Here is a 14096-nt window from a genome sequence, read left to right as displayed (position 1 = left end):
TTTAACCGCAAGGCTGCACCTGACTGCAATGGCAACGCCAGATCGGTCGGATGGATTCCGGGCAGTAGAACACAGCGTCGTAGGAAAAGGCTTACAACAGGGAGGGGAACTTTCCGGTTTTTCCCATCACCGGTTATCAGTAACCTGAAATCACAAGGATGTACCCCGGCGCAAGGATGCGCCACCAAGGATGGTCCGGAACACGCTCGCAGAATACCCCGTTACAAGCCCAGACTCACCATTGAAAAGCACACCTTCTGATGTTTGTCGTATATCAGCGCACGATACTTACGGACATCCCGAGGCACCTGGCAACGTCAGCGATGGGTCAGCCATTACCTGCAAGAGTGAATGACCGGATCGTACCCAGGGCTTGTTGACGCCCTGCTGCTCCAGCAACGTGGCCAGGGATCCGGCCGCTTCACGGGTACTGAACCCTTTACTGACCAGCACCTGCCAGAGCTCACCTTTCACCAGGGTCTGAATGATCTCCGTCTCCACCGGTTGCAAACGGGCGGCAAGCACTTTTAAACCATCAGTCCGACGTGAAGCCGAGAACTGCAGGTAAAACTTGTCCGCGCTGTAGTTTGGAGAACAATCAGGAGAGGTCGGCTGATTATTTGCCGCTGGCGCCACCATGGTTTCCGGAGCGGATAATACGATGGCTTCAGCGGGTATCGTTTGTCCCTGTGAGGCAGGAGTAACAGAGGATTGATCAATGTCCGGAGTCGCTACCGATTCAGCAGGAATCGTTTGCACCCACTCAGGCTCCGGAGGGATCGGCTCAACCTCTGCCACCACTTCCGGCTCTTCTCTGGATGTTTGGCTCTCACCAGGTAACTGATCATCAATTGGCGTATGTTCAGCAACGTCTACCGGTTCATCAACAGCAGCACCTTCCGCCGCTACAATTGACTCTTCCGTAGAAGCCTGTGCTTCGTCAGGCACCACTGCTTCGTCCGGAGGAATATCCGCTGACACCGTTACCTGTGCAGGCACCGGGTCATCAATCACGACAAACGTCTGCTCCAGGTCATCCCGCTCCATTTTGGCGGTGCCGGTACAATTCCAGACATTTGAATTAATTTCCCCTGAACAGCTGAACCCGGATTCCACTACCTCAAGCTTCTCTTTCGCACAACCGGACAACCCGACAAGAGTCACGACGCCAACAACAGGTAATAATCCATTCCATGTCTTATTGTGACGCATTATTGGCCTTTGCCTTCCATGTCACCCTGTTTATATTCAGTCTAATCCGATAGTTGACACATGTTAAGTTATTCGCCTTTCAGAGTTCCTGCAAAGAGCCATCAAACCCGTTACAACGCATGATAACTCCCTGTTTTGACTATATTTACTCTAGTACTGTCCACAAAATGCAGGAGTAAAAAAAAGGCCTTTGTTTTTCATTTTTTGAGACTGCAAAGTCCTGAAACCATCCTGAGTTGACAGTTCGTTCAAACAGAAGAAGTACCCGTAATAGCGTTTCACTGACAGGGAAGTTGTCGTCATGTTGAACTGTAAGCAGTATACGGTTTCTGTAGTTATTCTATGGCGCTGTGTTTTTTCAATCTCGTCGTCTTTTGCGCTGGATACCGAACCTGAATTTTATTGTGCACAGGATAAACCCTGCGGTGACGACGTTGCTGCGTATCAATCGTTAGCAAACCATCCATCAGTGCAATATCTTGATCTTGAACAACAGGAATTCACGGAGGATATCTTCCTCAGTTTTCCTCCCGAGATCCCTTCCATTCAGCAAGATCTTTTTATCTATAGCCCACGTATCAATGTCTGGGCAGCCTATGACAATACCGGTCAGCTGGTCGGCATGGGGCGAGCTTCGGGCGGTAAAGACTGGTGCACCGACACCAACAGCAATTGTCGTACACCAGACGGTGCATTTCAGGTTTATCGCAAGGGAACCTCAAAATGTTATTCCAACACCTACCCGATCGGTGAAGGCGGCGCCCCAATGCCGTATTGCATGTTTTTCAACCAGGGTTACGCCATCCACGGTTCCGATCATGTGCCCAACCGGCCGGCCAGTCATGGCTGTATCAGGGTGAGGGTGGACGCGGCAAAATGGTTACATCAGGAGTTTATTGATTTTGGCAGCACAGTAGTTGTACTGCCCTACTGAGAATGAATACCTGCCTGCATATACCTTTTACTGCGGGCAGTCTGCTTACGCTAAATGATCAGATTACTGCGATAACCAGTTTATTTCCCGCGCAGTTTCCCGCCCGATCCTGACCTTATCGAGGCTCTCCGGAATAGCGCTTTCATCCGCACTCCTGGGAATACGCCCTCCCATCAACTCGGCGTAACGCTGGGGATATAATGGCGTACGATCCGGCTCGGCATAGCCATGGGGATGAATGGGTTGAGCGTTCGAGAAATCGTATTTATCCGTTGCGCCAACGGTATGCAGCATTTCATGGGCAATGACGACCTGGTTACTCCCCCTATAACGCCAGTCTCCATAAGCATTGATCAAACCAATCAATCCTTTCTGCATACCGGCGGAATGTGCCAGTCGAGGCATGGTGTCGGGATCATGATAAAGCACAAATAGTCGTATATTGGCGATGTCATCGGACTTGGTCTGCTTCATCCGCCATGCCCAGTATCGAAACTTCAGGGACCAGGTGACAGCATCCACCATGCTGCCGGTCGTCGGAGGATCTTCTGGCCTTTCATTCAGTTGCCTGCCCAGACTCACCTCAACAGGCTGATCAAGCGGCAGGCCATAACCTGCCCCCTGCTCGGCCATAAACGTTTCCAGCCCTTCAAAATCATCGACCGACAAGCGATCAATATACGCTTGAACCTTGTCATTGCCTGCAGCATTAACGGGATAGATAGTGACCCATAATGGGTCATTCCAGTCTGTCGTCCGGATCATGGTCTGCCAGGTGTTGAGCCCGATAAAAAAGAGAACGATCAGTAAGAGAAAAACGCGGATGGCTTTAAACATTATGGGTTCACATTCCTGTGTTTATCCTGCGTCGCATACCGATAATGGAAGCACAACAGTGATCGTTACGCACGTCCTGACAGGTCTTAATTCACGCCATCACACCACTGAGCAGCCACTGTTGAGGCTCAATCGTAACATGCTGCCGGTCGTTGCTGATCGAGATAACACCATCCTGAATCATACACTGCAGCTGCATGGTTCTTTCAGCCATTTCTGCCAGCTGGTCAGTCGCAGACTCTGGCAGGTTAACAACGGTCAGGTTCTCAAACCGGGTCAACTTGTTACGTATCTGTTGCCACCAGATATCCGCTGTACGCCCACCATAGCTGTAGATCCAGGCAGATATCGCCCGCCCACACGCCTTGCGAATACGTTTTTCATCCGGCTGGCCAAGATCAATCCACAATTCAACGTCATCACTGAGCGACTTCTGCCATAGATCCGGCTCTGAATCCGTACTCAACCCTTTGGTAAAGCTCAGTGATTCACTGGCATGGCACGCATAGGCCAGCAACCTGATCATCATCCGTTCATCCGTTTCCGAAGGATGCCGGGCAATGGTCAGGTTATGATTCTGGTAATAATTGCGATCAAGATCCGCAATGCTGAGTGTTGCTTTGAAAATAGTGGCTTTCAGTGCCATAAAAAATCCATAGTTGAAATCAACGTCATCGCGATATTGTACGCTCTTTGGTTCCGGTACGTTGATAAAAACCCTGCTATCTCAAAACATTCACCAGGGATGCGGGCATTATCAAGATCGACATAGCCAACGCTGCCCCGTCACGAATATACTCTGCAGTAAGAATACCAATAACGGATAAGCAGTAATGGCCTCAATCATCGCCATTGCAGGGCCGCCGGGCTGTGGCAAAAGTACACTGACCCGTGCACTCGCCATGCATCTGGATGCCAGCATTATTGACTATGACCATTATCAGACCATCACGGAACAGTCCGTTGAAACCATCATTCAATGGTTGGACAACGATATAGATTACAACGTGCTTGATATTCCGGGTTTAAGTGAAGACCTGTCCCGTCTGAAACGCAAATGTGCCGTTACACCACCTGATCAAACCTTCTCCATAAAGCCCCGAAATTTCATCCTGTTTGAAACGCCGTTCGGTTATTGCCATGCAGATTCCGCCCGGCATATTGATCTTATGCTGTGGATCGATATTCCCCTGGATATTGCCCTGGCCAGAAATATCCGGGCATTCACCGAACATTTCCAACGTTCAGACAGTTCGTCCGCCGCATCTGACAATATCCATTGGCTGCAGGAGTACCTGGACAACTACACCGCCAGTGTTCATGACCTGCTGACAAAACAAATCGCAAAAGTTCGGCCCCATGCGGATTACACCCTTGAAGGAAACAACAATGTGGTGACCCTTTGCCAGCAGGCGCTCACTGTTATTCAGGACTGGGCAAAAAAACAGACATTGAAGGAAGCCACCCAGCCATGACAAACCTTGCTGACAAACCCACCAAGCCAAAAGGTGATCATTACACCGACTACCTGCTAATTGACCGCTACCTGACCACCTTCATGGATCATCAGGCGCTGAACAGTGCACTGGAAACCGGCTTGATCGACTTACTCAGCAGCCATCAGCAAATAGACCTTGCGCAAGCCTGCGACTGCCTCCGCAGCGACAGGCTGGGCACAGAAACCCTGCTGGCGTTACTCACCGCCAACCAGGTGATCAAGCGACAGAGTGACTGCATTCAACTGACAACACAATTTCGCAATGCCTTGCGCTTTCGCGATCTGCTGGAAACCAAAATTGCATTCAGCAATCTTGTTGCACCGGATGTCATGAGCGGGTTCACGACACTGTTGCAAAACCCGCAACAGTTCATGGAGCAGTCGAAGTTATTTGAATTATTTGGTTACCACCGCTGTTTTGTAGTGACTGATGAGAATATGGCGCTCACGCGTCGCTGGATGCACTTCACCTCCACATATACCCGCTATGAAGCAGGAGCCTGTCTGGCACATCACGATTTCAGTCAATACCGACAGTTAATGGATATTGGGGGGAACAGCGGTGAGTTTTCCCGGCAACTCTGCAGGCGGCATGCACGACTACTGGCGACAGTTGTTGATCTTCCCGTGGTCTGCGAGGTAGGCATCCAACATGTGGCGGATACCCCTGAAGCACGCCGTATCCGTTTTTTTAAAGCCAACGCGCTGTCTGATCAATTACCGGGCAATATGGATATCGTTACCTTCAAATCCATCCTGCACGACTGGCCTGCTGATGCGACACAACGATTTCTGGAACAGGCTTATACTGCACTCAAGCCCGGCGGAACGGTATTGATTTTTGAACGAAGCCCTGTCCAGATAAACAACCAGCGTCTGTCTTATTCCATGCTGCCCATGTTTTTGTTTTTTCGTTCTTTCAGAACCTCAGACGACTATGTGGCTCAACTGCAAAACAACGGGTTCACCGATATCACCATTCAACACATTGAACTGGAAACCCCGTTTTATCTGGTTACCGCCACAAAACAGTAAGTACACACTCACTCCGCTTTTGCCACATTAAACGCAGCGCGACATTTTAGTCCTGCAGGTAAACGAGCCCCCGGATTAGGCACCTCAACCCGGACACCATAGGTGCCACTGGCGGCATCAATAACCTTATCCACAATCTTGACAGTCCCCTGGTAGGGTTTGCCCTCTGGTCCTACAAGCACCTCAACCGGCATGCCCGGCTCAAGGGTGCCATAGTGATCCGAGCGCAGGACAATCTCGGCATGGAGCGGGTCCAGCGCGACCAGTTCGAGTACCGGTTCAGATCCCACGTATTCGCCAATAGACACATGACGTTCAACCACAATGGCGTCAATCGGGCTGTAAATCTTGCGTTGTTTGAGTCGTTCTTCTGCCTCGCGGGTGGCGAGATCCGCCAGCTCCCGATCCGTCAGCAGCTCATCACGCTCGTACTCCGACAGCAGGCCTTTGCGTAACAGGTCCTGGTTGCGCTCCAGCTTACGTATGGAGAATTCTGCCCGCGCCTTGACACTGTTCAGCGCGGCTTTTTCAAGACCGCTTTCCAGGGCAATCAGCAACTGCCCTTTTTTGACGTTCCCCCCCCGCTCGGCATTCACCTGACTGACAATACCGGACACCTGGCTGCTGATTTGAATTTCACTACTCGGCTCAAGCAGACAGCTCAGCTGGGTATCATCCAACTCTGTCGCCACCAGGGGCATGGGCAGAATTAACAATAACGCTTTGATTATTCTTCTTGTCAGCACGGTAACACCTCTTATCCCGAACCTGTGAACGACAAGCGTTCATCCTGTTTTTCATCTGACTGGAACAGGTGTCGGCGTATCGACGCATGCCGACGCTCAACCTGTTTCTGGGTCCATTTCAGTCTGGCCAGCCCCAGTCGTTCAGATAGAGGAGAGAACGTCACAGATGACACTAACTTTCTCATCCCCATGAACGTTTTTCCTTCCAGCAAGCCGTCTTCGCCAGAAACCAGTACCTCAAAGCTGCCGGGATCACCCTGGCGGGCACAGCGGCCTGCCAGCTGCCGATCAATCCGGGATGCATCATGATATTCAGTAAGGATCACATGCAGTCCACCCGCCTCTTCGACGACAGGCGCCAACTTGATATCTGTCCCACGACCGGCCATTTGTGTGGCAACCGTTACCTGCCCCGGCAATCCTGCCTGAGCAACGATATCCGCTTCTTGACGGTCATTTACCGCACTCAGCACCTGGTGATCAAGGCCTTCCTGCCGCAATAATTCACTTAACTGTTCTGCCACCGCCACACTGGCAACACCCACCAGAACAGGACGACCAAGGTCATGCATACGGCGAATACTGTCGAGCACTGCCCGCCATTTTTCATGCTGGGTAGAAAAATAGCGCGGCGCAGAATAGCGACGGCGACTGGGTCGATGGGTAGGTATGGGAATCACGGTCAGGCCGTACACCGACCAGAGTTCACCAGCCACTTCATGGGCCGTACCCGTCATACCGGCAAGATGATGGTATTGTCGAAAAAAACGTTGATACGTCATGCGGGCCAGCGTATCCCTGACGGCCGTCAATTCACAACCTTCCTTGATTTCCACCAGCTGGTGCAGGCCCTGCTCCCAGCTGCGGTCCGCCATGATACGCCCCGTGTGCTCATCAATGATCTGAATTTTGCCGTCACGCACCAGGTAATGGTGATCCTTTTCCAGCAAACAGCGAGCCGTCAGCGCCTTGTGAATAATATCTTCCCGTCGTACTTTGCCTGACCAGTAGCTGCCGGCATGCCGTGTCTGTTCCTTCAGCCAGGTTTCACCTTCTGGCGTCAACTGAACCGAACGTTGCTTCTGATCCAGCTTAAAATCCTGGTCAACCACCATATCGCAAGCCAGCTCCATGGCCCTGGACAGTACCTTCTGCTGTTCAGGGCTGGCGCCCTTTCCTCCCGATATCACCAGTGGGCTTCTGGCTTCATCCAGCAGAACACTGTCGGCTTCATCAACGATGGCAAAATGCAGACCTCTCAGCAGCAGTGATTCATCAATGCCCGCTTTTCCTGTCAGCCTTTCACCGTGCAGATGTAAAGGGCTTTGGTTATCTTTCAGAACCAACTGATCCCGAAGATAATCAAATACGACATCCTTATTGGTGCAATAAACGACGTCGCATGCGTAAGCCTGTTTTTTCTCTTCCTGTGACAGCCCCTGAACCACGCATCCGACACTCAACCCCAGCGCCTGATAAACCGGCAGCATCAACTCAGCATCCCGACGGGCCAGGTAGTCATTTACCGTAATGACATGCACGGGAATACCCGCGAGAGCGGCTGCGGCAGCGGGAAGTGTTGCGGTGAGGGTTTTACCTTCACCGGTCTGCATCTCCGCCACACAACCTTCGATTAACGCCAACCCGGCCAGCAGTTGAGCATCAAAGTGATACATGCCCAGGGTTCTGCCTGCAGTTTCACGAATCAGTGCAAACGTTTCGGATAACAGGGCATCCGTCAGCCCCTCTCGATGCAGTGCTGTTTGCAGAACCTTGCGCGCATCCTGCCGCTCTGAATCACTCATGCCATTGAAAAACTCACAATGGCGATGGATCGCGCCAAGCAAACGACGATGAATGAAAGCTCTGCCGGGCAGTAACCGGTTACCCTGCCTTTTGGCCCCGTGATAGAAGCGCTCCAGCATGCCAGCCGGTTTGACCTTTTGCTCCGGTCGCAGCAAGGTACTGGCCGGTCGTCGCGTTGGGCGCCTAGACATCCAGCTGCCTCAGGAAGACACGCCGAATATCACGGAACCAGCGATAGGCCAGTGGTTCCGGATCATGCCGGAATAACACATAGACCCGCTCGTTCAGGCGCGCCTGAACATCCTCTGCGAGCGCCAGCTCCAACTCAAAATAGCGACCGAAAGATTGTATGCCACGCTCTTTGTCCGGATTGGCTGCAATACGGCCACCGCCCTCCAATGTCAGGATATTACTGGGTAACTGACGGGTAGCCGCCGGTTCAATGCGCAGCACACTGGCCGTCCAGGAGTGGCTTCGATCCGAGACAAACCGGACTTCCACCTCACGAGTCTGATTTCGTACCAGTTCTATCGCATCTTCCGACACCATCACCGTCACCGGCAAATCACCGTAATTGATGACATATCCCAGCAGGTCCCCCCTGGCCAGGTAGCGCCCTTCCAGTGTGCCGGTATCCGGTGGATAGAATTGTCCCGCCTGTGGACTATTGATGGCCATCATTGCCATCTGTTGACGTTTATTGGCCAGTTCTTCCTGCCTGAACCTGGCGACTTCGCGGTTGATGTCAGCGACCGTCCGGTCAGCGACACTGGCCTGGTATTGCGCCCGGGCTTCACGGAAATTGGCCTCCAGCACCTGTTCCTGTGCCGCGAGTTCAGGGTCAGACAGATGCATCAACAGCTGTCCGGCCTCAACCCGGCTGGCTGGCTGTACCGCCAGCGTTTCCACAAACCCGCTGACGCGGGCACGCACCCGTGACTGTTCCGAAGGGGTCATGACGCCTTCAGCCAGCGTCGCATGGGGAAAGGGGATAAAACCCAGCAGGACAACAATGCCTGCCAGTACGCAGGATGTTATCCCCCAGAGCCGTACAGAGCGTGTTTCCAGGGCGCGGTCCGTGACCGCTTTTTTCAGCAGTTTTCCCAATGGCATCACCACTGTCATAAACAACAACCAGATAGCCAGTATTGTACCGATCACAAAATATTCGCTGGCAATGAACAGTGCGATCATCACCATGATAAACAGTCGGTAGATGTACGACACCGTGACATAACCCGCCAGCCACGCCCCTTCCCTGCGACTGGTGACAGGCGACTCCAGCCGATCAACACCGAGCACATACCGCTTCACCAGGTAGCCGACATACTGATTGCCACGTGTCGCCAGGTTAGGAATTTCCAGCCAGTCCGACAGGACATAGTACGCATCAAAGCGCAGCAGCGGGTTGCCGTTGAACAGCAGGGTCGATACACCGGCAATCAGCATGGTATTAAACGCAACGGCGCGGACAGCGCCCGGCTCCACCAGCGTCCAGACGATCATGGCGACGGCCGCTATAAACGCTTCCACCAGGATGCCGGCCGCTCCGGTCAGCATACGCTGGTATTTGCTGTGGAACGCCGAGGCTGCTGTCGCATCCACGTAAGGCACCGGAAAGAACACCAGCAGCATGATGCCGATTTCATGCACCTCACCCCCCCAGCGCTTGACCGTATAGGCATGCCCCAGTTCATGGATGGTTTTAACAAAGGGATAAATCAGGGCAATCAGCAGAACATTTTCCAGTGACAATATACGGTCACTGACGTTGTTGGTCAGGGCGTCCCAGTGCAGGCCTGCCAGCACCAAACCCGTCACAACCACCGCACACCAGAGAAGCATTCCCCAGATACTGATCAGCGGTCGCACCCAACCCTGGGTTTTCTCCAGAAACTGTTCAGGGTCTACCAGTGGAATCCGGATAGCCAATGGTGATTTGACTTTTTGCAGCAGCCGTTTGCGTTCAATGCTGCGATAACGTTCATGGAGCAGGTCAATATCCGGCACACTGTCCGAGTTGAGCAGGTTGGCCCGGAACAACCGTGACACCAGGTCGATGACCTCATCCTGCGATGGCATCGCGTCACCAAGCTGTCGGCACGCCTGTTCCCAGATAGCCTGCAATGAACGACTACCGTCCATTAAACCGATGATATGCCAGGCTTCCGGGGTAAAACGGTGGAACTGTCCGGTGGCATGATCCTGCAGGACAAACCAGACCTGGCCGCGGTAAATATGCCGGTGCACATCCGCATGACGGCGCAACCGCACCACCATGTCCGCCACGCGGTACCAGGACTGGCTGAACAGCGAGACAGACATCAGGCCCACCACATCCAGAGTTTAAGCCGCAGCCATGCCAGCAAATCACGGGTCCAGATGGTGACCAGCTTGTCTTCACCCAGGTAAACCTTGCCAATGCCTTCCATACCGGGGCGCAGCTGTGCCGCTTCGTCCTGCAACCTGGCTTCAACGATAAACCAGGTGGCGCCGTCTTCAGACAGTGTTTTGGGAGTAATTTTGTCTACGACAAACGCATAGGGTTCGCCAGGCAAAGCCGAAAGGTGCAATGTTCCCGTCTGCCCCAGGGCAATATCAGCAATGCGGCTTTCCGGGACTTTCAGATCAACACGGTAAGCATCCAGCGGTGAAACTTCAAAAAGCACTTCCCCCTTGTTGACCGGTCCACCGAGGCGCTGGCTCAGATCCCCGCTAATCACCAGCCCATCGAAAGGGGCCTCCTGACGGGAACGCGCAATCTGGCTCTCTACCAGGTTGAGCTGGGCACGGGCCTGGTCCAGCTGGGCGGCAATGATGTTGACCCGGGCACGATCATGCTCTGCCGTCGCCTCCCGGTATTGCCGGGAGAGTTTGTTCTGATGGCTGCTCCAGCGGAGTTTTTCCAGCTGCAGATCCCGGTCATCCAGGACAACCAGCAGTTCGCCTTCCTCTACCTCGTCACCGGCGCGCACAGTGGCGTCACGGACATACCCGTCATAAGGCGCGACCACAACACGCTGCATGACCGTCGCCAGTGCCGCTTCGGTTGAAAGGCGATTGTCGCCGGTGGCAAACGTCAAAAACAGGATACAGGAAAGCGAAACAAGGGCTGTCACCTTGCGCCCCAGATAACCGGGGCCCAATAAACGACGTAATTGCGTTTTCCCTGATTCGAGCGCCTTTCGCCATAATGGCCGATCGTTCAGACGTTTCTCTTCCAGCGCCGTCGCAGCCAACGCCGTGGCGCTTTCGCAATACTGCGCCTCATTGATTGAAAACGGCCTGTCACCGTCGCGCTGAAACGTAATTGCCCCGACACACTGGCCATCATGGTAGAGCGGCACCGTTAAAATCGATTCTCCCTGGTGCTGCTTCGCCAGGGCCTCATGGGCAATCGTAATGAGGCCTTCGGCGCTCTCCATAGGCAGTGAAATCATACGCCCCTGGTCTACAGCCTCGTCCATGGCCGATTCAATACTGCGAACCAGGTTCATACGCTTGGTAAACTGGGCACTGTGGGATAAATGACAGACCTTCACTGAACCATCACGCACAAAACCAAGGCTGACCAGGTCACATTGCATGACCACCGACAACTCAGACACCAGTCGCATGGCTGCAGCATCAAAGTGGGGTTCTGCCAGTACCTTGGTCAACAAATCAACCGCTGTTGTCAGGCGCTGCTGTTCATCCTGATTCGTATCCAGTGAGTGCCTGACCAGTGACAGCTCAACCCAGCTGATACCCCATTGCAACTGCTGCATGGCGGTCTGAATCACACTGTCATGCCCACCATCGAGCACCAGGACGGCCACGCCTTCCAACGCCGTCCCCACCATTACCGGGTGAGCCATTGCTAATAATGGTATTTCTGAATCACTGTCGTTTAAGCGGGTAACCAGCGGCGCCGGGTCTTCAATGACCTGCTCAATCAGTTCAGAGACCGCCTCAATTTCCGGCATGACACCGGGCCAGATAGCGACGGGCTGAAAAATGCCATGTTCTGGGGATTTGATAGCAAGGAGTCCGGCCTGAATACCGGCAATCTGTTCACACTGGCGGGTCAGCCACTGCAAATAGAAGGCTTCACCCTGTAAACCGGAGAGGTTTTGTCCTGATCTCGACCCGGATGTCTGCCCGGCCTGTTTATTATTTATTGTTTCCATTATCGGACACCATCAGGCGACTGCTGCCTGTAAAGCACCGGGAAGACACAGGGCTGACGTCGTCAGCCCTGTCGCCAATGCCTACAACATACCTTAAAGCGACATGTTATCCCAGTGCTGAAAGCGTTTCGACCGTTGCCGTTTTTCCAGATCACGGACTGCGGCCATGTTAAATCGACCGGAAACCGAACCATGACGTCGTGCCATACCGGCCACTCCCAGAAGCACGGCGCCTGCTGCCGATGCTTCGATTCTGGTCAGTTCGTCGTCTGATTCTTCAACGCTTTCCTGTGATTCGGCCTCTGCATCAGTGGTTACGTCAGACTTGGCTTCGACCGGTTCACCTTCGGGTTGTATTGACTCTGCAACTGGCGCCTTCTCAGAAGCGTCCGTACAGGACGAGATATTATCACCGTCGTCCGTTACGACAGGCTCACACTGCGCCTTCTGTTCATTGGTTTCTTCTTCGACCGTTTCTTCATCGTCGTCCTCACCCGCTGCCGGAGCCTCGGTGGGTAACGCGAAATCAATGCCGGCAGGACGGAAACTGGAGCGGTTGTTGTCAGAGGTATGAGCAACCAGGCTGTCAAGGAACGTATTGGGCTGGGTCAAGCCATTGCCGGACACAAAGCCTGTCATCATCATCGGACTTAAATCCAGGAACGACTGGGTATTCACTGCCACCAGCTGGGAATAGAATGACTTGCCCGTCTGCATGACCTGGTCCAGGTCACCACGCACCAGGACAACGATTTTACTGGCCTTGCCATCGCTGGCATAAGTGATCCAGGCATATTCGCCCACCATGATGTCTTCAGACAGATCACCTTCAAACTGATCAGTGCCAAAGTGACCCATCATGGTGTCCAGACCCTCGCCGCCTTTCAGCAGGTCATCACCACCGGTAAACAGGTCAATACTGTCGAGAACGATGACTTCCCCTGTTCGCGTGATCCTTGTGCCATCACCACCGACCAGGTCACTACCACTGTTACCCGACAATTCATCATCGCCGAAACCACCAAACAGGATGTCACGGTCAGAACCACCTGTTACCTTGTCATCGCCGCCCAGTTCGGTACTACCTGTTGCCGCCTTAACATATCGACCTGCGCTATCACTGTCGATATAGCCGTCATCGCCGATGACGACTGTTTCACCACTGTCGTTTTCAATCGTGTCGGAGCCGACACCGGCTATGACCTGGTCATCGCCATCACCAACATTAATCGTATCCTCACCACCGGTAGCTTCCGTCGTATCAAGGGTTTCGATCCGGGTACGGATGCCCTCTGTGAAGGTGACTTTACCGTTATCCCCGATCACACTGTCATTACCGGCGCCTGTAGTGACGGTATCACCGGCAAAGCCTGCCAATACCACATTGTCGCCATCGCCAGCGATGATCGTATCTTCACCACCAAACGCAAAATCTGTCGTTTCCGCTTCAGTGATATTGCCCTGGCTGTCGTAGCGGACTACACCGTTATCGCCAAGGATATGGTCATCACCAGCACCGGTCTTAACTTCATCATCACCCATGCCAGCAATGACCGTATTATCACCGTCTGACAAATCGATCGTGTCACCGATTCCCTGTGATGGCAGACTGCTGGTCATTGTCCGGAGAATATCCGTGACATCCCAAGTCATCTCGCCATGGTCGCCTATGACCTGGTCTATACCGACACCACCGGTAATCTGGTCTGCGCCAGTACCACCAATGACACGGTTGAAGCCGTCACCCAGGTTCAGGATGTCATCACCGCCTGTTTCGTCATCCAGATCTGTGCTGGTCAGCTTGGTCAAGTGACCGTCGGTAAACAGGGCGGAACCGTTGTCGCCGATTACGATGTCAT

The 14096-nt window shown here is 53.2% G+C and carries 11 protein-coding genes; 3 read left to right on the top strand and 8 right to left on the bottom strand.

What is annotated here, in order from left to right; all coding sequences use genetic code 11:
• Nucleotides 1-288 precede the first annotated feature (288 nt).
• The gene (locus AC27K1_RS11315; RefSeq protein WP_487150644.1) at nucleotides 289-1212 is read right to left on the bottom strand and encodes a hypothetical protein; all 924 of its coding nucleotides are present in this window, start codon (nucleotides 1210-1212) and stop codon (nucleotides 289-291) included.
• Between the two features lie 301 nt (nucleotides 1213-1513).
• Here AC27K1_RS11315 and AC27K1_RS11310 point away from each other — a divergent pair, with 301 nt between their 5' ends.
• Nucleotides 1514-2146 (top strand): L,D-transpeptidase, encoded by a 633-nt coding sequence (locus AC27K1_RS11310; RefSeq protein WP_487150643.1) that lies wholly within the window; start codon nucleotides 1514-1516, stop codon nucleotides 2144-2146.
• 63 nt (nucleotides 2147-2209) lie between these two features.
• On the opposite strand, the gene AC27K1_RS11305 is transcribed toward AC27K1_RS11310, so the two are convergent.
• Entirely contained in the window at nucleotides 2210-2983 is a 774-nt protein-coding gene (locus AC27K1_RS11305; protein ID WP_487150642.1) for a hypothetical protein, read from the bottom strand.
• A gap of 91 nt (nucleotides 2984-3074) precedes the next feature.
• Nucleotides 3075-3629 (bottom strand): YaeQ family protein, encoded by a 555-nt coding sequence (locus tag AC27K1_RS11300; protein WP_487150641.1) that lies wholly within the window; start codon nucleotides 3627-3629, stop codon nucleotides 3075-3077.
• 187 nt (nucleotides 3630-3816) lie between these two features.
• Here AC27K1_RS11300 and AC27K1_RS11295 point away from each other — a divergent pair, with 187 nt between their 5' ends.
• Nucleotides 3817-4458, top strand: coding sequence for a GTPase (locus AC27K1_RS11295; RefSeq protein WP_487150639.1), 642 nt, complete (start codon nucleotides 3817-3819; stop codon nucleotides 4456-4458).
• Nucleotides 4455-5516: a methyltransferase gene (locus AC27K1_RS11290; RefSeq protein ID WP_487150638.1), complete on the top strand. Its 1062-nt coding sequence runs from the start codon at nucleotides 4455-4457 to the stop codon at nucleotides 5514-5516. Before AC27K1_RS11295 ends, AC27K1_RS11290 begins: the two co-directional genes overlap by 4 nt.
• 8 nt (nucleotides 5517-5524) lie before the next feature.
• Here the strand turns inward: AC27K1_RS11290 and AC27K1_RS11285 are convergent, their stop codons facing one another.
• From AC27K1_RS11285 to AC27K1_RS11265, 5 genes are all read right to left on the bottom strand, one after another.
• Nucleotides 5525-6262, bottom strand: coding sequence for an efflux RND transporter periplasmic adaptor subunit (locus tag AC27K1_RS11285; RefSeq protein ID WP_487150637.1), 738 nt, complete (start codon nucleotides 6260-6262; stop codon nucleotides 5525-5527).
• 11 nt (nucleotides 6263-6273) lie between these two features.
• Complete coding sequence (locus AC27K1_RS11280; RefSeq protein WP_487150635.1) at nucleotides 6274-8259, bottom strand: preprotein translocase subunit SecA; 1986 nt, start codon at nucleotides 8257-8259, stop codon at nucleotides 6274-6276.
• Nucleotides 8252-10393 carry an efflux RND transporter periplasmic adaptor subunit gene (locus AC27K1_RS11275; protein ID WP_487150634.1) on the bottom strand — a complete coding sequence of 714 codons (2142 nt, stop codon included), beginning with the start codon at nucleotides 10391-10393 and terminating at the stop codon, nucleotides 8252-8254. The genes AC27K1_RS11280 and AC27K1_RS11275 overlap by 8 nt, the downstream gene beginning before the upstream one ends.
• On the bottom strand, nucleotides 10393-12237 hold the full coding sequence (locus AC27K1_RS11270; protein ID WP_487150633.1) for a GAF domain-containing protein: 1845 nt from the start codon (nucleotides 12235-12237) through the stop codon (nucleotides 10393-10395). Before AC27K1_RS11270 ends, AC27K1_RS11275 begins: the two co-directional genes overlap by 1 nt.
• A gap of 93 nt (nucleotides 12238-12330) precedes the next feature.
• Nucleotides 12331-14096, bottom strand: a 1766-nt coding sequence (locus tag AC27K1_RS11265) for a calcium-binding protein (RefSeq protein WP_487150632.1), incomplete at its 5' end; no start/stop codon positions are given.

The sequence above is a fragment of the Kistimonas ophiarachnellae genome, assembly GCF_057552235.1.
Note: the sequence above shows the minus strand (reverse complement) of the source record. Positions and strands in the feature narration are given on the sequence as shown.